We start from the raw sequence: 19183 nt of genomic DNA, 5'->3' as shown, positions 1-19183 counted from the left end.
TGAGACGGGATGCCCCATGGTCTCATGGTGCGACTGCCTGCGGTGTCGCTACGCAGGTCCTCCTGGGAAGTATGTAACAGACCACTGAGAGGACATTACGATGGGTATGACCCTGGCTGAGAAGGTCTGGCGCGACCACGTCGTGACCCAGGGTGCCGACGGCGCCCCTGACCTGCTCTACATCGACCTCCACCTCGTCCACGAGGTCACCAGCCCCCAGGCCTTCGAGGGCCTGCGCCTGGCCGGCCGCCAGGTCCGCCGCCCCGACCTGACCCTGGCCACCGAGGACCACAACACCCCCACCCTGGACATCGACCTGCCCATCGCCGACCCCACGTCCCGCACCCAGATCGAGACCCTGCGACGCAACTGCGCCGAGTTCGGGGTGCGCCTGCACTCCCTGGGCGACGCCGACCAGGGCATCGTCCACGCCGTCGGCCCCCAGCTGGGCCTGACCCAGCCCGGCATGACGGTGGTGTGCGGGGACTCCCACACCTCCACCCACGGCGCCTTCGGGGCCCTGGCCTTCGGCATCGGCACCTCCCAGGTGGAGCACGTCCTGGCCACCCAGACCCTGCCCATCGCCCCCTTCAGGACCATGAGCGTGACCATTGACGGCGACCTGCCCGCGGGCAGCGGGGCCAAGGACATTATCCTGGCCATTATCGCCAAGATCGGCACCAACGGCGCCCAGGGCCACGTCATCGAGTACCGCGGCCGCGCCATCGAGCAGCTCTCGATGGAGGCCCGTATGACCATCTGCAACATGAGCATCGAGGGCGGGGCCCGCGCCGGCATGATCGCCCCCGACGCCGTCACCTACGACTACCTCGCCGGGCGGCCCCACGCCCCCGTCGGCGCGGACTGGGACGCCGCCGTGGCCTACTGGGACTCCCTGCGCACCGACGCCGACGCCGTCTTCGACACCGAGGTGGTCCTGGAGGCCGCCGACATCGAGCCCTTCGTCACCTGGGGCACCAACCCCGGCCAGGGCCTGCCCATCTCGGCGGCCGTTCCCGACCCCGAGGACATTGCCGACGCCACCGAGCGCCTCGCCGCCCAGCGCGCCATCGAGTACATGGACCTGACCCCCGGCACGCCCCTGCGCCAGATCCCGGTCGACGCCGTCTTCGTGGGAAGCTGCACCAACGGGCGCATCGAGGACCTGCGCACCGCCGCCGAGGTGGTCCGGGGCCGCACTAAGGCCCCCGGCCTGCGCATGCTGGTGGTGCCCGCCTCGGCCCGCATCCGCCTCCAGGCCGAGGCCGAGGGCCTGGACCAGGTCTTCAAGGACTTCGGCGCCGAGTGGCGCAACGCCGGGTGCTCCATGTGCCTGGCCATGAACCCCGACAAGCTCGCCCCCGGGGAGCGCGCCGCCTCCACCTCCAACCGCAACTTCGAGGGGCGTCAGGGCAAGGGCGGGCGCACCCACCTGGTCTCCCCGGCGGTGGCCGCGGCCACCGCGGTGCGCGGCACCCTGTCCAGCCCCGCCGACCTGCCGCCCCTGCCCGCCCGCCCGGCCACCGCCCCGGCACCCGGGGTCCCTGCGCCCGGGCCCGCCCTGGTGGACGGGCCCGTCCCGGTGGCCGGACCCGCCCCGGCACCCGGGCCCGCCCCGGCCGCCGTCACCCTGCCCGTCCCCGCCGCGGCCTGAGACGTAACGGAGGATCCAGACCCATGGAGAAGTTCATCCGCCACACCGGTATCGGCGCCCCCCTGCGCCGCAGCGCCGTGGACACCGACCAGATCATCCCGGCCGTCTACCTCAAGCGGATCACCCGCACCGGTTTCGAGGACGCCCTGTTCGCCTCCTGGAGGGCGGGCGACCCCGGTTTCGTCCTCAACCAGGAGGCCTACCGACGGGCCTCCGTGCTGGTGGCCGGGCCCGACTTCGGTACCGGCTCCTCACGCGAGCACGCCGTGTGGGCCCTGAAGGACTACGGCTTCAAGGTGGTCCTGGCCCCCCGGTTCGCCGACATCTTCCGCGGCAACGCCGGCAAGCAGGGGCTGGTGGCCGGGGTGGTGAGCCAGGAGGACTGCGAGCAGCTGTGGAAGATCCTGGAGACCGCCCCGGGGACCGAGGTGACCGTGGACCTGGAGGCCCGCACCGTGGAGGCGGGCGCCTTCCGGTGCACCTTCTCCATCGACGACTACGTGCGCTGGACCCTCATGGAGGGCCTGGACGACATCTCGCTGACCCTCCAGCACGAGGAGGAGATCGTCGCCTACGAGCGGGCGCGGCCGGCCTTCAAACCGGCCACGCTGCCGGCCCGCCACCTGCCCCCGGTCCCGGTGGTGCCCGCGCGGGCCGCCGACATGCCGCGCCCCTGAGCGCGGTGCGGCGCCCGGGGCAGGTGCGGCACCCGGCCCGCGCGGCCCGCTGCCCGACGGCCTCCGCCTCGCGGCGCCCGGGGGCTGGGGCCGCACGGCCCGGTTCACGGCCTCGGGCACCAAGGGCCGGTGCCCGGCGAGCCCGGCCGCCGACCTGCCCGCCTGCCGGGTGGCGCAACAGTCCACGGACGCCGCCCAGGCGCAGGCCTGCCCGCCTGCCGGGTCGACCCCGCGCGGCCCCGGACACGTCACCCGCTCCATGAGAGGACTCTCATCCTGGCCTGGCCCACGTCTCAGGGGCGTGTGGTGCCATGGTGGCGGAGGTAGAACCGTGAAGCTCATGCACCGATCCCGACTCGTCGTCCTCATCCTCAGCATCCTCGTGGCCGCAGGAGGGCTCCTCCTGGGCCTGGTGGCCCTGGCCTCCTACACCGACGGCCCGGCGAGCAAGCCGGGGATCACCATCCCCAGCCGCAGCCCCGCCCCCTCCGCCACCACCGGGCCCGGGGACGCGACGCCCACCACCGGCCCCGCTGGCAGCCCCCTGCCACCGGCCGAGACGCCGTCGGGGGGCACCGTCCCCGCTCCCCGTCCCGTGGCCCCCGCGCCCCCGGTGGTCGTCGACGACGACCACGACGACGATGACGACAAGGACCACGACGACCACGACGACCACGACCGTGACGACGACTGAGCCCCCGGGCCGGTGCCGGGGCGCTCACACCAGGCGGTAGCCCATGCCCCGCACCGTCTCCAGGCGCTCCCGCCCGATCTTGGAGCGCAGGTAGGACACGTAGACGTCCACCACGTTGGAGCCGGGGTCGAAGTCGATGCCCCACACGGCGCCCAGCAGCTGCTCACGGCTGAGCACCATCCCGGCGTTGCGCATAAAGGTTTCCGCCAGGGCGAACTCGCGGGCCGACAGGTCGCGCCAGGATCCGTCCGCCAGGATCCGGCGGGTGCGCAGATCCAGCACCAGGTCCCGGTGGGTCAGCCGGGTCGCCGAGCCGCCCCCGGGCTCACGCCCCTGGGAGCGCATACGCAGGCGCACCCGTGCCAGCAGCTCCTCGAAGGCGAAGGGCTTGGCCACGTAGTCGTCCGCCCCGCCGCTCAGGCCAGCGACCCGGTCCTCCACCGAGGAGCGGGCGGTGAGCATAATGACCGGGGTGCTCACCCCCTGGCCGCGGATCCGCTCCAGCACCTCGAAGCCGTCCACGTCGGGCAGGCCCACGTCCAGCAGGATGAGGTCGATCCCCTCCTGGCAGGCGCGTGCCACGGCCTGCCTGCCGGACCCGGTGACCTCCACGCTCAGGCCGGCGGCCCGCAGCCCCTTGGAGACGAAGGAGGCGATGCGCGCCTCGTCCTCGACGACCAGTACCGTGCTCATACCTTCTCCCTCGTGCTTGCCTGCTACCGTCCGGTGGGCCCCGCCGCCTCGTCGGGGCTCCACGGCAGGACCATGGTGAACACCGAGCCTGTACCGGGCTCGGAGGCGATGTCCAGCCGGCCCCCGTGGGCGGCCACAATGTTCTCCACGATGGGCAGCCCCAGCCCCGACCCGCTGGAGCGCGCCCGCGCCTGGGCGGTGCGTACGAAGCGCTGCCGGATACGCTCCAGGTCCTGCGGGTCGATCCCTGTGCCCTCGTCACGCACCCACAGGCGCAGCTCGGATCCGGTGGCGGCCGAGCCCAGGGCCACGGTGGATCCGGGGTCGGAGTAGCGCACCGCGTTGGCGGCCAGCTGGAGCCAGGCCTGGGTCAGGCGCTGCTGGTCCACCCGGGCGGTGACCTGCGCCGTCCCCTCCAGCAGCCACCGGCGCTCCCCCAGGGCACGCGCCTTGTCCAGGACCGTGCGCGTCAGGGCGGCGACGTCGTGGTCCTGGGGCCGGACGTGCTGGGAGTCCAGGGACCTGGCCAGGGTGAGCATGTCGTTGACGAGCACCCCCATGCGGTCCAGCTCCTCCAGCGCCAGGTGGGTGGTGGAGACCACGTCCTCAGGGTCGTGGGGGTCCACCAGCTCCAGGTGGCCGCGCACAATGGTGATGGGGGTGCGCAGCTCGTGGCCGACGTCGTCGGTCAGGCTCCGCTGCGCCTCCACCGACCGCTCCACCCGGCCCACCATCCGGTTGAAGGCGGAGGCCAGCGCCGCCAGGTCGTCCCGGCCGCGCACGGGCACCCGCTGGGAGAGGTTGCGCTCGTCAATGGCCTCCGCGGCCTGGCGCAGCTCACCGATGGGGCGCAGCAGGCGTCCGACGGCGACCCTGGCCAGCACCGCCACCGCGGCCAGGCTCACGGTAGCGGACAGGGCGTACAGGGCCATGGACTGGCGTAGCGAGGACGTGGGGGCGCGCAGGTCGATGACGTACACCAGGGCCCCCTGCTCCCCGTGGGTGGTAATGGGTGAGACCAGCACCCGGTAGGTGCCCCTGGCGGTGCGCAGGGTGTCCACCACCGCGTCCACCCCGGTGGCGTGCGCCGTCGCGTAGGACATGAGCTCGGGGTCCTCCTCAGGGCGCAGGGTGACCCCCCGGGGCGCCAGCAGGTAGACCCGGGAGCCCAGGAGGGCCACCGCCCCCTGGGTGGGGCCCAGCACCGTGGCCGACAGGTAGGCGTGGAGCACCCGGGAGGGGGAGGTGAAGGGCGCGCCGGTGCCCGGGTCCGTCCCGGTGACCGCCAGGTCGGTCAGCAGGGTGTGGACACGATCCAGCTGACGGTCGGCGTCGTGGTGGATGCTGCGCTCCTCCAGGACCCACAGCAGGGTCCCGGAGACGCTCAGGGCCACGGTAGCGACCAGGACCATGGTCCCCACGATGCGGGACCTCAGTGTGGTGCGGGCAGCCTCCATGACCCTATTGTGACGCCTGCCCCCCTCCGCGGCGGCCCTCACCTCCCCAGTCCGGCGTAGGTCCACCCGGCCTCGCGCCACTGCTCGGGATCCAGGGCGTTGCGCCCGTCGATCATGACCGGGCGGGACACCCAGGTGGCGGCCTCGTGCGGGTCGAGCCCGGTGAACTCGTCCCACTCGGTGAGCAGCAGGACGGCCTCCGCCCCGCTCATGGCGGCGGCGGGGTCCTCCTCGGTACGCAGCCCGGGGTGCTGGCAGCGCACCACCGGCAGGGCCCGCGGGTCGCAGACGGTCACCAGCGCCCCCGCCTCCTGGAGACGGCGGGCCACGTCCAGGGCGGGGGAGTCGCGCACGTCGTCGCTGTCAGGCTTGAAGGCGGCCCCCAGGAAGGTCACCCGCCGGCCCCGCAGGTCCCCGCCCAGGTGCCTGCGGGCCAGGGAGACCACCCGGTCCCGGCGGCGCTGGTTAATGAGGTCCACCTCGTGCAGGAAGGCCACCGCGTCCTGGACCCCCAGCTCGCGGGCCCGGGTGGTGAAGGCGCGGATGTCCTTGGGCAGGCAGCCCCCGCCGAAGCCGACCCCGGCGCCCAGGAACCTGCGGCCGATGCGCTCGTCCCTGCCGATCGCCTCGGCCAGGACGGTCACGTCCCCGCCGGTGGCCTCGCACATCTCGGCCATGGCGTTAATAAAGGAGATCTTGGTGGCCAGGAAGGAGTTCGCGGCGACCTTGACCAGCTCGGCGGTGGCGTAGTTGGCGGTGATCCGCTCCACGCCCTCGGCCAGGACGGGGGCGTAGACCTCGTCCAGGACCCCCTGGGCGTGCTCGGCGGCCCGGGGGTCATCCGGCAGCCCGTAGACGATCCTGTCGGGGTGGAGGGTGTCGTGGACGGCGTGCCCCTCCCGCAGGAACTCGGGGTTCCACACCAGCGTGGCCCCTACCTGGCCCAGACGCCGCGCGACCTCGGCGGCGGTCCCCACAGGGACGGTGGACTTGCCGACCACCACGGCCTGGGTGGGGGCGGGCAGGCAGTCCAGGAGACGGTCCACCGCCGACCACAGGAACCGCAGGTCGGCGGCGCCGCTGTGGGCCGACTGGGGGGTGCCCACGCACAGGAAGTGCACCTGGGCCCGGGCCACCTCGCCGGGGTCCGGGCAGGAGGTGAAGCGCAGCCTGCCCGACCCCAGGGCGGATCCCAGGGCCTGGTCCATCCCGGGCTCGTAGAAGGGCGTCCGGCCCTCCTGGAGGGAGTGTGCCCTGTCCGGGTCGGCCTCGATGCCCAGGACCTCGTGGCCGAGCTCGGCCATGGAGACGGCGTGGACGGCTCCGAGGTAGCCGCACCCTGTGACGGTGATCTTCATGGTGGCTCCTAACACTCTCTGACGCCCTCAGGCGCCGTGGTCGGGTGTCCTGCCGCGCCGGGGCGCGGATCTGGCGGTCGGTGGTTGGTGAGCGGTTGGTGGGTGGTTGGTGAGCGGTTGATGAGCATTTAGTGGATGGTTGGTGGGTAGCTGGTGAGCAGTTGCTGGGGGGCAGGCGTCCGGGCCCTCAGGTGCCCAGGACGTGGTCCAGCCAGGCGTCCAGCCAGGGGCCAGCTGTGGGGCGGAAGGCGTACACGCAGGCCAGCCGGAGGCGGGCGGAGCGCGTGTAGACCTCGGTGCGCTCAGGGGTGGTCGGCAGGTGCTCGACGGCGTCGCGCAGGTACCCCGCCGCGGCCCGGGCCGCCTCGGCGGGCAGGGAGCCGGCTAGGGCGCGCAGCTCAAGGTGGGCCAGCAGGTTGCCCACGTCCAGGGCGGCCTCCGCGCGGGCGGCCGTGTCCAGGTCCAGCAGGCCCGGGGTGCGGCCGTCCCACAGGACCTGCTTGTCGTGCAGGTCACGGTGACTGGGGACCTCGGTCACCGGCCTGCCCCGGGACCCGGCACCCGTCCGGGACGTGGTCCGCACCGGCGCGTCCTGGCGGACCAGGGCGGTGCAGGCCGCCTCCACGGCGTTCTCCAGCGCCTTCAGGGGGCCCACGGCCCGGTGCCGCCGGACCTGGGTGAGCCAGCCGCGCAGCACCTGGGCCTCGTCCCAGGCGGTGTGCCGGGGCAGTGAGAGTGCCTGGGGGGAGTCGGCCAGGGCGGCCAGGGCGGGCCAGGTGCCTGCCAGGGCCTGCCAGGCGGGCAGCGCCTCCGCACCCAGGTCGTGCAGGCTCCGCCCCTCCAGCAGCGGCTGGGTGGTGGCGCCCCCGCCCGCCGGGCGCGACACCGCGGCCCGCGCCCCTGCCCGGGTGCACAGGCCGGCCATGGTGGCCCCCACCTCCAGGGTCCTGTCCACCCGAGCGGGCCTGAGGATCCTCACGGCCCGGGTGGGGGACAGCACGACCGCGCGGCGGGAGAGCCGGTGGACCACCAGGCGGCCCTGCGCACGGGGCCCCAGGGCGGGCAGGTCCGGGTCGGTGGCGTAGGGGACCAGGTGGACCTGCCCCCGGGGCGTGACCCGTCCGGCCCGCAGGCGGCCCCGGGCGTCGGTGGTCTCAAAGGTCAGCCCGCCGTCGGGTGCGGGCCAGGCCCGGCGGACGCCCTCGGTGCGGCGCAGGACGTTCAGGGGTCTCATGGGCAGCGCTCCTCCAGGTCCTCCAGCGTGGCGGACAGCGCCTGGCGCCAGGCGGGATCGGCGGCGCGCAGGGGCTCGGCCGCCCGCAGGGCGAGGCTGCGGGTCAGGGCCGCCTCGCGCTCGGCGGGACTGGGCGGGCGCCCTCCGCCGGCGCGGTATCCGTCCAGCAGCGCCTGCCCCAGCTCCGGGTCCACCTGCGAGAGGTAGGAGCCCAGGTCCGTGGCCGGCTCAGCCAGGCAGAGACGGTCGAAGTCGGTCAGCCACACCAGGCCCGAGGCGCGCTCCAGGAGCACCTGGTCGGGGGAGGCGTCACCGTGGCTGAGGACACCTGGCCCCACCGGGGAGCGGGGAAGACGCCCGACCAGGGCCCGGGCGCGCCCGGCCAGGGCCCGGTCCAGGTGGTCCAGGACGCCTGCGTGGGCCCGCAGGGCGCGCCCGGCGTCGGGTGCCGGCCCCAGGGCGGCCTCCAGGGCCCCACCGGGGGCGGGGCGGGCGCGGTGCAGCCGGGCCAGCAGCGTCCCGGCCCGGTAGGTGGCCTCCGGGTCGGGGCAGCGCCCCAGGTCGGTGTCACCGGTGAGGGTCTGGGCCGCTACGTGGACCCCGCCCTCACCCCTGACCTGGGCGGGCAGCCCGGGGGCGGGGCTGGTGGGCAGCTCCACCGGGGGCGGGGTGGGCACCAGGGCGGCGAGCTCGGACAGCGGGGCCGGCCCCCAGGGCGTGGGACGGGCGCTCAGGCGCACCACGTAGGAACCCGCTCGTATCACCAGACGCCGCAAGGGGTTGTGACGCATGACCTGGAAGGTCCCCTCGGCCCCGGGGGCTCCCCGGCGGCCCGGTAGGTCCCCCGGCGCCGGGGGGTCTCCTGGTGCTGGGGGATCGCACGGCGCCTCAGCGACCGCCCTGCCCGGTCCCGTGCCACCGGGCCCCTCCAGGCCGGGCAGGGCCGCGGCCCAGGGGCCCAGGCTGGAGGCGACCACCCGTCCCAGAGCCGGGTCGCTGGCCAGGCCGCCCCACTGGAGGACCAGCCCGGACCAGTCCCGCTGGTGGACCGCGAGCCCCCGGGTCCCCGCCCAGGCGGCCAGTGACCTGGCCCGGCTGCGGGCCCGGGGCCACAGGAACCGGGCCCAGCCCACGGGCGTGCCCCGGCAGGCGTCCACCAGGGACAGGGCCAGTGACACCCCCGGCTTGAGACGCAGGCGGGAGGCCCGCACCGGGCGGCCGCAGTGCTCCGCCAGCCAGGCGGGATCCAGGGCGGCCTCCAGCACGGCGACCTCGCTGGGGGGTGAGGTGGGTGCGCTCATGACACGCCTCCGCCGGCCAGGCTGGCGGCGCGACGGCTGTCCAGCCAGGTACGGAAACGGGGTGAGGTCGCGGCCAGCTCCTGCGGGGTCCCGTCCATGAGGATCCGGCCCTCCTCCAGCCACACCACCCTGGTGGCGCGCACGGCGACCTCGGCGTCGTGGGTCACGGCGATCGTGGTCCGTCCCCGTACCAGGCGGTCCACGGCGTCCAGGACCAGGGACGCGGAGTGGGGGTCCAGCCCGGTGGTGGCCTCGTCCAGGACCACCACGGGCGCCGAGCGCAGCAGGGCGCGGGCGATGCCGACCCGCTGGCGCTGCCCCCCGGACAGGGTGCCCCCGCGCTCGCCGACCACCGTGTCGTAGCCCTGGGGCAGGTCCGTGATAAAGCCGTGGGCGCCGGCGGCCCGGGCCGCCGCCTCCACCTGCGCGTCGGTGGCGTCCTGGCGTCCCATACGGATGTTCTCCGCCACCGTGCCGGTCAGGAGCAGGGCCTCCTGGTGCAGGACCGAGACGCTGGCCCGCAGCAGCCCCAGGTCCAGGGCCTGGAGCGGGTAGCCGTCCAGGGACACGGTGCCGCCCACGGGGTCCTGGGCCCGGGTCAGCAGGGAGACCAGGGTGGACTTGCCCGCCCCGGAGGGGCCCACCACGGCCACGTACTCGCCGGGGGAGACGCTCAGGCTCACCCCGTGGAGGACCTCCACGCCGTCGTACTCGGTGCGCACGTCCTCCAGGCGGACGTGTCCGTGCAGCCGGGCCGGGACCAGGGCGGCGGCGGGGCTGGTCACCTGGGGCGTGCGGCCCATCAGGTCGGCCACCCGCTCCCCGCAGGCCCCGGCCCGGGCCAGGCGCCCGGTGTACTTGGCCATGTCGCGCAGGGGCTTCATGGTGGTGCGCAGGTAGGTGGTGAACAGCACCAGGTCCCCGGGGGACATGGCGCCCTGGAGGACCCGCACGCCCCCGCCCACCATGACCGCGGCGGTGGCCAGGCCCACGATGACGTCGGTGCCGCGCTCCAGGCGGGCCGACAGGCACAGCGCCCGCATCCCCTGGCGCAGGGAGACCTGGTTGGCGCTGGCGAAGCGTCGGGCGATGAGGTCCTCCAGCCCGTAGGACTGGACCACGGCGATGGAGCTGAGCGACTCCTGGGCGGTGTCGGCCAGGCGCCCCTCGCCCTGGCGGGTACGGCGCGATGCCTGGGTGATACGGGCCCCGGCGCCCCGGGAGGTGAGCCAGAAGGCGCCGACGGCGGCCACCACGACCACCGCGAGCACCGGGTCGAGGAGGACCATGACCCCCAGCATGACCGCCAGGGTGGACACGTTGGCCAGCAGCGGCAGCCCCGCCTGGACGGCCACGTCCTGGAGGCGGGCGACGTCGGAGACGATCCGCTGGACGGTGTCGGCGCTGCGGTTGCGGGCGTGGAACTGCTGGGACAGCCCCTGGACGTGGCAGAAGACACGTTCACGCAGACGAGCGGCGGCCTGTGAGCTAACGAGGGCGAAGCACACGGTGGCCACGTAGTTGCACAGGGCCCGCAGGGCGGTGACGGCCACCAGGACCAGTCCGCACAGCAGCAGGAAGGGGACCGTCGCCCCCGGGGAGCCGGGCCCCTTGAGGGAGGAGACCAGGGCGTCAATGACGATCTTCAGGGGCCAGGGCTCCATGACCCGGAAGCCCACCTCCAGCACGAGGGCGAGGACCCCGGCCAGGACCATGCCCCACTGGGGGCGCAGGTCGGGGGCGACCAGGTGCAGGCTCCTGCGCAGGGCGCCGCGGTTCTCAGGCACTGTCCACCCCCGCCAGCTCCAGGGCCCGGGTGACCACCCGGGACCACGAGTGGTGGTCCACCGCCTCCTGCCGGGCCCGTCGGCCCAGCTCGCGCCGGCGCCGCGGGTCGGAGGCCAGGGCGTCCAGGGCGTCGGCCAGGGCCTGGGGGTCCGAGGGCGGGACCAGCAGGCCGCAGCCCTCCAGCGCACCGGGGAGCTGGCCCACCGCGGAGGCCACCACCGGCAGGCCCGCCGCCATGTACTCGTAGACCTTCAGCGGGGAGAAGTAGTGCCCCTGCCCGGTAGTCGGCTCGGGGTAGGGGGCGACCGCGACGGCCGACCCCGCCAGGTGGTCGGGCACCTGCTCGGGGGCGACGGCGCCCCGGAAGTCCACCTCCAGGCCGTCCTCGCGCGCCTGGGAGCGCAGGGCCGGGCCCTGGGGCCCGTCGCCCACCACCCGCAGGCTCCAGGGCTCCCTGGCCAGGGCGGCCGCCCGCAGCAGGTCCTCCACCCCGTGCCAGGGCTTGAGGGTGCCCACGAAGGTGACCACCACCTGGTCGGGGTCCTCCGGCCGGGGGGTGATCCGGACGGTATTGACCCCGTTGGGCAGGGTACGCACCCTGCCCGTGGGGCAGTGGCCACGGACCCAGGCCTCCACCGGGCCCGAGACGCACAGGGTGAGGCCGGCCGCCCCCACCTGGGCGTGCAGGACCTCCAGGGCCCCCTCGGCGTCACACAGCCCCCGGTGCGTGCGCTGCTCGTCCACCAGGGGGGAGTTGACCTCCAGGACGCTGGCGGCCCCCGTGGTGGCGGTGACCTGGCTCAGGGCCCGGGAGAACAGGGAGTAGCGCTCGTAGACCAGGTCGGGGTGGTCGGCCTCGGCCCGGGCGGCCAGCTCCCGGGCGGCCCGGGCCTGGGCCGCCTCCCGGGCGGCGGTACCGGGGTGGGGGCCCAGGGGCACCTCGACCACGCGCAGGTCCTCCAGGTCGGCCGGGACGCGGCTACCGGCCCGGGTGGTGTACACGCTCACCTCGTGCCCGCGTCCGCGTAGCTCACGCACCACCTCCTGGACGTGGACCGAGGCCCCCTTGGTGCCGAACACGGGGACCCCCGGGTCCACGCTGAGGTAGGCGACCCTCAGGGCCCTGGGGGCCGTGTGGCAGGGCGCGGCGGGCCCGGTGGGGTCCGTGCGGCTGGCCTCCGGCCGGGTGGGGGCCTCCGGCCGGGTGGGGGCGTCCGGCCTGGTGGGGGCCTCCGGCCTGGTGGGGGCCCCGGGCCGGGCCGGGGAGCCCGAGCCGGGGCGCGCGGGCCCCGGGTCGGGCTGGGGCGTCCGGCCGGTGCCGCCCTCCCAGCGTGAGAGGCGCCGGGCCTGCCGGCGGGAGTCGAAGCGCTCCTCCACGAGGGCGCGAGCGCGCCTGGCCAGGGCGGCGGTGTCCCGCCTCCCGGCGGCCAGGTCGGCCAGGGTGTCGGCCAGGGCGCCCACGTCCCCGGGCTCCAGCAGGATCCCCGTGACACCGTCCTGGACCACCTCGGGCAGGCCGGACACGGAGGTGGCCACCACCGGGGTGCCGCAGGCCATCGCCTCCAGCACCACGGTGGGCAGGCCGTCGATATTGCCGTCCTCGGCCTCCACGCAGGGGGCCACGAGGACGTCGGCCCGCTCCAGCAGGTCGCGGACCTCGGCCTGGGTGCGGGCGCCCAGGAAGGTCACGGCCCCCTCCAGGCCCGCCTCGCGCACCCTCTCCTGGAGGGGGGTGCGCAGCTCGCCCTCGCCCGCTACCGTGACCTGGGCCTCTACGCCGCGGCGGCGCAGGCTGGCAGCGGCGTCAACGAGGTCCCCGAACCCCTTCTTGGGCACGAGCCGGCCCACCCCCAGGACCCGCAGCGGCCGGTCGGGGCCCGGGGCGGGGCGGGCGCGGAAGGGGAAGCGGTCCAGCTCCAGGGCGTTGTACTGCAGGCTCACGCGGGCGCCGCTGCCCTCCAGGACCCGCTCCAGGAAGTCCCGGTTGAAGCGGCTGATGGCAATGACCCGCTCGGCGTCCCCGCACACCCGGCGCAGCCAGGTGCGGTCCACGTCGCGGTGGTAGATGTCCTTGGCGTGGGTGGTCACCGTGTAGGGCACGCCGGTCAGTCGGGAGGCGATCCAGGCGGTGCGTCCTGCCAGGGAGGCGAAGTGCGCGTGCAGGTGGGTGACGCCGTCGGCGCGCACCTGCTGGGCCAGGGCCACGCCCTGGGCCACGTCCTCACCCGGCAGGCCGGCCAGCACCGGCAGGATCTCGCAGAAGGCCTGCCGCACCGGCTCCTGGTCCAGGCCCGCGCCCAGGCAGGTCCACAGGCTCTCCAGCAGGTGGGGGCGGGGCACCCGGCGCACGGGGGCCCTGACCCGGGAGATCTCGGGGTGGAAGCGCGAGTCGGTGGTGGGGCGCAGGGCGTAGACGCTCAGGCGGTCTCCCAGGGCCTCACGGGCCAGGATCTCGGTGACGACGAAGGTCTCGGAGAACCGGGGGTAGACCTTCAGGACGTAGCCGACGTGGGGTGTGGTCATGACGTGCTCCTGGGGCTGGTGGTGGCCGGGGCGGCCGGCCGCTGGTGGGAAGGGCGCCCCCGGGCGGGGGCCTGACGGGTACGGGGGGCCGGGACGGGGCGCACCCCGGGGCCAGTGGGCCCTGCGGGACCAGGGCCCCTGGCCCCGGCCGAGGGGGCCAGGAGGTCTGCGGCCAGGCGGGCGACCCGGGCCAGGCCGTCGCGCCTGAGGTGGGAGCGGTCCCGGTGCCGGCCCACGGCCCGGTGGACCCACTCCGACAGGGCCTGGGGGCTCAGGTCGGCCACCCGCATGAGGTCGACGGCGCCGCTGGCCGCCAGCGCCCGGGCGCGGATGAGCTGCTCGGCGCGGGGGGCCTCCCGGGGGACGATGAGCGCGGGCGTGGTGGAGGCCAGGACCTCGTTGACCGTGTTGTAGCCGCCCATGGCGATGACCGCGCTGGCCTGGGCGATGTGCAGGCTCAGGCCGGGCAGGCAGCGCAGCAGGCGCGTCCCCGCCCGGGGCGTCAGGTCGGCCAGGTCACGGGCCCGGGCCTGGGGGCCGGCCACGACGACGTGGGCGTGGCCGGGCGGGATCCTCGCCCCCAGGGCGGCACGCACCAGGACCGCCCCGTCCTGGCCGCCGCCGGTGGTGGTCAGCACGTAGGGGCGGGTGGTGAGCAGGGCCTCGGGCCGGTCGGTGCGGGCGCGGCCGGCGGCCAGGTAGCCGGTGTAGGTGATCCGGTCGGCCAGCGCCGTCGGCGCCTCACCGCTGCGGCGCAGGTCGTGGACCGCGGGGTCGCCGTAGACCCAGACGTGGTCAATGAGGTGGCGTAGCTCACCGGTGTCGCCCAGGCGGTGCCACTCGGCCTGCACGCACCCCGGTGAGTCGAGGACCTCCCGCAGCCCCAGGACCACCTGGCAGGAGGGACGGGCCCGCCTCAGGCGGCGCAGCGGGGCCAGCAGCTCGCGGTGCACCCCGTAGGGGTGGCGGTCGATGACGACCAGGTCAGGGCCGAAACAGGTCAGGGCGGTCTCCAGCAGGGCCGAGCGCAGGGCCAGCAGGTCAGCGGTACCGGTCCCTAGGTGACGGGGCTCATACCCTCCGGGGCCCTTGGCCACGCCCGGCAGGGTGAGCCAGTCAAAGCCCGGCGGCAGGGGCAGGTCCACCCCCGGGGTGAGACCGCGCACCAGCAGCCCGGCCACGTCCCGGCCGCTGAGGGCGGGCAGGTCCTGGGCCAGGGCGTGGGCCAGGGCGAGGTTGCGCCTCAGGTGCCCCAGCCCCAGGGAGTCGTGGGAGTAGAGCACGACGCGCAGGGGCGCGGGTGAGGGTGCTGTCTGGCTCATACCCCGAGTCTGGGAGGCGGAGGCTACAGGCCTGTGAGGCCTGTGTGAGAACTTCCTTAGGTTCCTGCGGCCCCTGTGCCCGTCGGCGTGTCCCGGTGGCCGGTGACGGGCGGAACGCCCTGACCAGCTGGTTTTCGCCGTCGGCAGGTCCTTGTCACCGGCGGGGGACGGACGACGGGGTGCGCGGGCACCTATGCTGGGGCGACCCCGCCCACCCCGCGGGGCCTACCCACCCCCGGAGGAAACAATGGCTGACGGTCTGCTTCAGGTTGAGGGCGGACACCCGCTCACCGGCGAGATCACCGTACGTGGGGCCAAGAACCTCGTGCCCAAGGCCATGGTCGCGGCCCTGCTGGGGGCCACCCCCTCGGTGCTGCGCAACGTGCCCCTCATCCGCGACGTCGACGTGGTCTCCGGCCTGCTGGCCCTGCACGGGGTGAGCATCGACTACGACCAGACCGAGGGCGTCCTGCGCCTGGACCCCTCCAAGGTCGAGTCCGCCCACATGGCCGACATCGACGCCCACGCCGGGTCCTCACGCATCCCCATCCTCTTCTGCGGGCCCCTGCTGCACCGCCTGGGGGAGGCCTTTATCCCCGACCTGGGCGGCTGCCGCATCGGGGACCGCCCCATCGACTTCCACCTGCAGATCCTGCGCCAGTTCGGGGCGACCGTGGACAAGCAGGCCCAGGGCATCCGCCTGACCGCCCCCGACAGGCTGCACGGGACCGTCATCGACCTGCCCTACCCGTCCGTGGGCGCCACCGAGCAGACCCTGCTGACCGCCGTGCGCGCCGAGGGCCTGACCGAGCTGCGCGGCGCCGCCGTCGAGCCCGAGATCCTGGACCTGGTGGACGTGCTCCAGAAGATGGGCGCCATTATCTCGGTGGACACCGACCGCACCATCCACGTCGAGGGGGTCGACGGGCTCGTGGGCTACAACCACCACGCCCTGCCCGACCGCATCGAGACCGCCTCCTGGGCCTCCGCCGCCCTGGCCACCGGCGGCGACATCCTGGTGCACGGCGCCCACCAGGGGGACATGACCACCTTCCTCAACATCTTCCGCAAGGTCGGGGGCGCCTTTGACGTGCGCGACGACGGCATCCGCTTCTACCACCCCGGCGGGGACCTGCGCAGCATCGTGGTGGAGACCAACGTCCACCCCGGTTTCATGACCGACTGGCAGCAGCCCCTGGTGGTGGCCCTGACCCAGGCCGAGGGCCTGTCGATCGTCCACGAGACCGTCTACGAGAACCGCTTCGGCTTCACCGCCGCCCTGTGCAAGATGGGGGCCACCATCCAGGTCTACCGCGAGTGCCTGGGGGGCAGCGCCTGCCGGTTCGGGCAGCGCAACTTCTACCACTCGGCCGTCGTCTCCGGCCCCACCCCCCTGACGGGCGCCGACATCGTGGTCCCCGACCTGCGCGGTGGCTTCTCCCACCTCATTGCCGCCCTGGCCGCCCAGGGCACCAGCCGGGTGGAGGGCATTAACCTCATTGACCGCGGCTACGAGCACTTTATGCACAAGCTCGGCTGCCTGGAGGCCAATGTCACCCGCCTGGCCTGAGACCGGCTTGTACGGTTCCTCAAAGGGGCCACGGCGGCCGAGCGGCTAGGCTCAGCGCGTGACCCAGCGCCCTATGACCCCGTTCTACCGCCTCGCCGCGCGCGGGGCGATCATCCCCTTCCTCAAGGCCGTCTCCCGCCAGCACGTGGAGGGCACCGAGAACATCCCCTCCGAGGGCGGCTTTATCGCGGTGGCCAACCACCTCACCGACCTGGACTCCCTGACCGCCATGCGGGCCTTCGTCGACGCCGACGTGCCCGTCTACTCCCTGACCAAGGCGACCCTGTTCAAGGTCCCCGTCCTGGGCGCCATCCTGCGGGCCGGGGGGCAGATCCCGGTCCAGCGCGGCACCCGGGACGCGGCCAGGTCCCTGGAGGCCGCCAGGAAGGTCCTGGCCGAGGGCGGGGCCATTATGATCTTCCCCGAGGGCACCCTGTCACGCGACCCCCTCCAGTGGCCCATGGTCGCCAAGACCGGGGCCGCCCGCCTGGCCATGGTCTCGGGGGCCCCCGTGGTTCCTGTGGGGCAGTGGGGCGCCCAGGACGTCCTCCACACCTACGGCAAGGTCTTCCACCCCTTCCCGCGCAAGGAGGTGCGCGTCAAGATCGGCACCCCCCTGGACCTGTCCCGGTTCGGCTCCGACACCCAGGACCACGAGGCCGTACGCCAGTGCACCGCCGCCATGATGGAGGCCATTACCCACCTGGTGGAGGACCTGCGCGGCGAGAAGGCGCCCCGCCCCTACGACATGCACTACGACGGCGACCCCGGCAAGGGCAGGATCGGGGTACGCAGGCCCGACCCGCTGCCGGAGCTGGCTGAGGCCCCGGGAGCCCCTGAGCCGGCTGAGGCCCCCGCGGCCCCGGCTGTGGCACCTGAACCGGTTAAGGCCCCGGGAGCTCCGCAGGCAGCCGCCCCGGAGTCGGCTGAGGCCCCGGAGCCGGCTGAGGCCCCCGCAGCCCCGGCCGCCGCGCAGAACGACGTCGCCCAGGAGGACCCGCAGTGAGCCCCACCCACACCGCGCACCAGCTCCCCTCCCGCGCCGCCGTCGTGGGCGCGGGGGCCTGGGGGACCACCTTCGCCAGCCTCCTGGCCGAGGCCGGTGCCCCCACCACCGTCTGGGCCCGCCGCCAGGAGGTCGCCGCCGAGATCAACTCGGGGACCAACAGCCGCTACGCCCCCAGCCTGAGCCTGCCCCCGGAGGTGAGGGCCACCACCGACATGCGTGCGGCCGTGGCGGGCGCGGGGATCGTGGTGGTGGCCCTGCCCTCCCAGCTGGCCCGCGGCGCCATTGAGCCCCTGGCAGGCGCCGTCGAGCCCGGTGCGCTGGTGGTCTCCCTCATGAAGGGCATTGAGCTGGGCACCCGGATGCGCATGAGCGAGGTCCTGGCCCAGGTGCTCGGGGTCCCGGGGGAGCGGGTCGCCGTCGTCTCCGGCCCCAACCTCGCCGACGAGATCGCCGTCAGGCAGCCCACCGCCACGGTGGTGGCCTCCTCCAGCCAGGCCACCGCCGCCGCCGTGGCCGCCGCCTGCGCCACCGCCACCTTCCGCCCCTACACCAACAACGACGTCCTGGGCGTGGAGCTGTGCGGCGCGGTCAAGAACGTCATTGCGCTCGCGGTGGGCATGGCGGCCGGACGCGGGCTGGGGGACAACTCCAAGGCCACGCTCATTACCCGCGGCCTGGTGGAGATCACCCGCCTGGGCCTGGCGCTGGGGGCGCGGCCGGAGACCTTCTCCGGCCTGGCCGGCATGGGGGACCTGGTGGCTACCTGCTCCTCCCCGCTGAGCCGTAACCAGTCCTTCGGCCGCCGCCTGGGGGAGGGGATGAGCGTGGCCCGGGCCACCGCCGTCTCCCGGGGCGTGGCCGAGGGGGCCAAGTCGGCCCGGGCCGTGCTGGACCTGGCCGACACCCACGGGGTGGAGATGCCCATCACCGCCGGGGTCGTGGCCGTGGTGGAGGGCCGGGCCTCCGTCAGGGAGGTCTCTGACGCGCTGCTGTCGCGCCCGCGCAAGGCCGAGGGCGTCAACGCCGCCCCGCTCTGAGCGGTGCCGCCTGCCCGCCCCGTCCTGCCCATCCCCAGGGCGGGCAGGGGGCCGACGCCGCGGTCTGCGCCCAGGCGTCCGTCCCCGGGGTCACGACGGCTGGCGCCGCGGGGCCGCGGTCAGTCGTCGGCGACGTCAATGACCAGGCGCGTGGGGCCGGACAGGGTGAAGATCCGGTAGGTCCTGGAGTCGGTGCCCAGCACCAGCTGGAACTCGCCCTCAAAGGGCATGTCCAGGTGGACCCCCTCGATCTCGTCGCCCTGGGGGCTGTCGTCCAGGTTGAGCTCCCGCGGGCCCTTGTAGCTGTGGGCCTGCTGGTCGGCGTCGGGGACGCCGGCCATGCCGGTGCCCTTGACGACCAGGAGGTGGTCCCCCTTGATATTGATCGGGTCGCCCTTGCCGGTGGTGGAGGCCTGGGTGACCCACTGCGGCGGGAGCCAGCCTGGGGTCCCCTCCCCGGCGAACTCCAGGACGATGCGGTCGTACTCCCGGCCGTTCTCGTCGTGGGAGCCCACGCGCATGTCGGTGATCACGAGCTGGGAGCCCGCGGAGGCCTCCTGACCCTGCTCGCCGGTGCCCCAGGCGGGCTCGTTGGAGGCGGTCCTCTCGTCGGGGGACAGCGGGGGTGCCGAGGTGGCGGGTGCGAGCGGCGCGTTGCCGCCCGTGGCGGTGGAGGTGCTGGTAGCGGCCCCGGTGGCGGGTGTCTCGGGTACCGGGTCCGACGGGCTCGCGGCGGGGTGGGTGCCGCAGGCGCCCAGGGCCAGGGCACCGGCCAGCAGCATGACCAGGGCGGGGGCGAGCGCGTGGCGTGTCATGGGTTCTCCTCACGTCAGGAACCGGATGCGTTATCCAGGATAGGTGTCACG

Annotated in this window: 15 protein-coding genes and 1 pseudogene; 6 read left to right on the top strand and 10 right to left on the bottom strand. The window is 74.6% G+C overall.

Annotated elements, in window-relative coordinates:
* The first annotated feature begins 100 nt into the window (after positions 1-100).
* From leuC to JJJ15_RS02345, 3 genes are all read left to right on the top strand, one after another.
* A complete protein-coding gene (gene leuC, locus JJJ15_RS02355) occupies positions 101-1654 on the top strand; it encodes a 3-isopropylmalate dehydratase large subunit (protein WP_200511327.1) in 1554 nt (517 codons plus the stop codon).
* A gap of 23 nt (positions 1655-1677) precedes the next feature.
* On the top strand, positions 1678-2331 hold the full coding sequence (gene leuD, locus JJJ15_RS02350; protein WP_106109319.1) for a 3-isopropylmalate dehydratase small subunit: 654 nt from the start codon (positions 1678-1680) through the stop codon (positions 2329-2331).
* Positions 2332-2671: 340 nt separating this feature from the next.
* Positions 2672-3025 (top strand): hypothetical protein, encoded by a 354-nt coding sequence (locus JJJ15_RS02345; RefSeq protein WP_200511326.1) that lies wholly within the window; start codon positions 2672-2674, stop codon positions 3023-3025.
* Between the two features lie 24 nt (positions 3026-3049).
* Here the strand turns inward: JJJ15_RS02345 and JJJ15_RS02340 are convergent, their stop codons facing one another.
* From JJJ15_RS02340 to JJJ15_RS13355, 9 genes and pseudogenes are all read right to left on the bottom strand, one after another.
* Positions 3050-3718 (bottom strand): response regulator transcription factor, encoded by a 669-nt coding sequence (locus JJJ15_RS02340; protein WP_200511325.1) that lies wholly within the window; start codon positions 3716-3718, stop codon positions 3050-3052.
* A gap of 23 nt (positions 3719-3741) precedes the next feature.
* Positions 3742-5175, bottom strand: a complete 1434-nt coding sequence (locus JJJ15_RS02335; protein WP_200511324.1) for a HAMP domain-containing sensor histidine kinase — start codon at positions 5173-5175, stop codon at positions 3742-3744.
* A 38-nt stretch (positions 5176-5213) separates the two neighbouring features.
* Positions 5214-6533: a UDP-glucose/GDP-mannose dehydrogenase family protein gene (locus tag JJJ15_RS02330; RefSeq protein ID WP_200511323.1), complete on the bottom strand. Its 1320-nt coding sequence runs from the start codon at positions 6531-6533 to the stop codon at positions 5214-5216.
* A 187-nt stretch (positions 6534-6720) separates the two neighbouring features.
* On the bottom strand, positions 6721-7767 hold the full coding sequence (locus tag JJJ15_RS02325; RefSeq protein ID WP_200511322.1) for a serine kinase: 1047 nt from the start codon (positions 7765-7767) through the stop codon (positions 6721-6723).
* Positions 7764-9068, bottom strand: a complete 1305-nt coding sequence (locus JJJ15_RS02320; protein ID WP_200511321.1) for a phosphotransferase — start codon at positions 9066-9068, stop codon at positions 7764-7766. Before JJJ15_RS02320 ends, JJJ15_RS02325 begins: the two co-directional genes overlap by 4 nt.
* Positions 9065-10783: an ABC transporter ATP-binding protein gene (locus tag JJJ15_RS02315; RefSeq protein ID WP_200511888.1), complete on the bottom strand. Its 1719-nt coding sequence runs from the start codon at positions 10781-10783 to the stop codon at positions 9065-9067. The genes JJJ15_RS02320 and JJJ15_RS02315 overlap by 4 nt, the downstream gene beginning before the upstream one ends.
* A gap of 64 nt (positions 10784-10847) precedes the next feature.
* A complete protein-coding gene (locus tag JJJ15_RS02310; protein WP_348641499.1) occupies positions 10848-11936 on the bottom strand; it encodes a glycosyltransferase in 1089 nt (362 codons plus the stop codon).
* 237 nt (positions 11937-12173) lie between these two features.
* Positions 12174-13379 (bottom strand): annotated as a pseudogene (locus JJJ15_RS02305) (glycosyltransferase); the annotation flags it as partial.
* Positions 13376-14701 carry a glycosyltransferase gene (locus tag JJJ15_RS13355; RefSeq protein ID WP_129591479.1) on the bottom strand — a complete coding sequence of 442 codons (1326 nt, stop codon included), beginning with the start codon at positions 14699-14701 and terminating at the stop codon, positions 13376-13378. The gene JJJ15_RS13355 and the pseudogene JJJ15_RS02305, both read right to left, overlap by 4 nt.
* 247 nt (positions 14702-14948) lie before the next feature.
* On the opposite strand from JJJ15_RS13355, the gene murA reads away from it, so the two are divergent.
* From murA to JJJ15_RS02285, 3 genes are all read left to right on the top strand, one after another.
* Positions 14949-16271, top strand: coding sequence for a UDP-N-acetylglucosamine 1-carboxyvinyltransferase (gene murA, locus JJJ15_RS02295; protein ID WP_106109311.1), 1323 nt, complete (start codon positions 14949-14951; stop codon positions 16269-16271).
* 73 nt (positions 16272-16344) lie between these two features.
* A complete protein-coding gene (locus tag JJJ15_RS02290; RefSeq protein WP_200511886.1) occupies positions 16345-17277 on the top strand; it encodes a lysophospholipid acyltransferase family protein in 933 nt (310 codons plus the stop codon).
* Positions 17274-18317 carry an NAD(P)H-dependent glycerol-3-phosphate dehydrogenase gene (locus JJJ15_RS02285; protein ID WP_200511320.1) on the top strand — a complete coding sequence of 348 codons (1044 nt, stop codon included), beginning with the start codon at positions 17274-17276 and terminating at the stop codon, positions 18315-18317. The genes JJJ15_RS02290 and JJJ15_RS02285 overlap by 4 nt, the downstream gene beginning before the upstream one ends.
* A 119-nt stretch (positions 18318-18436) precedes the next feature.
* Here the strand turns inward: JJJ15_RS02285 and JJJ15_RS02280 are convergent, their stop codons facing one another.
* Positions 18437-19132, bottom strand: coding sequence for an AMIN domain-containing protein (locus JJJ15_RS02280; RefSeq protein ID WP_200511319.1), 696 nt, complete (start codon positions 19130-19132; stop codon positions 18437-18439).
* Positions 19133-19183: the final 51 nt, after the last annotated feature.

Origin of the sequence: Actinomyces sp. HMT897 (assembly GCF_016626125.1) — a bacterium.
Taxonomy (GTDB): Bacteria; Actinomycetota; Actinomycetes; order Actinomycetales; family Actinomycetaceae; genus Actinomyces.
The sequence above is the reverse complement of the archived record's forward strand: the minus strand, read 5'-3'. Positions and strand labels throughout refer to the sequence as shown.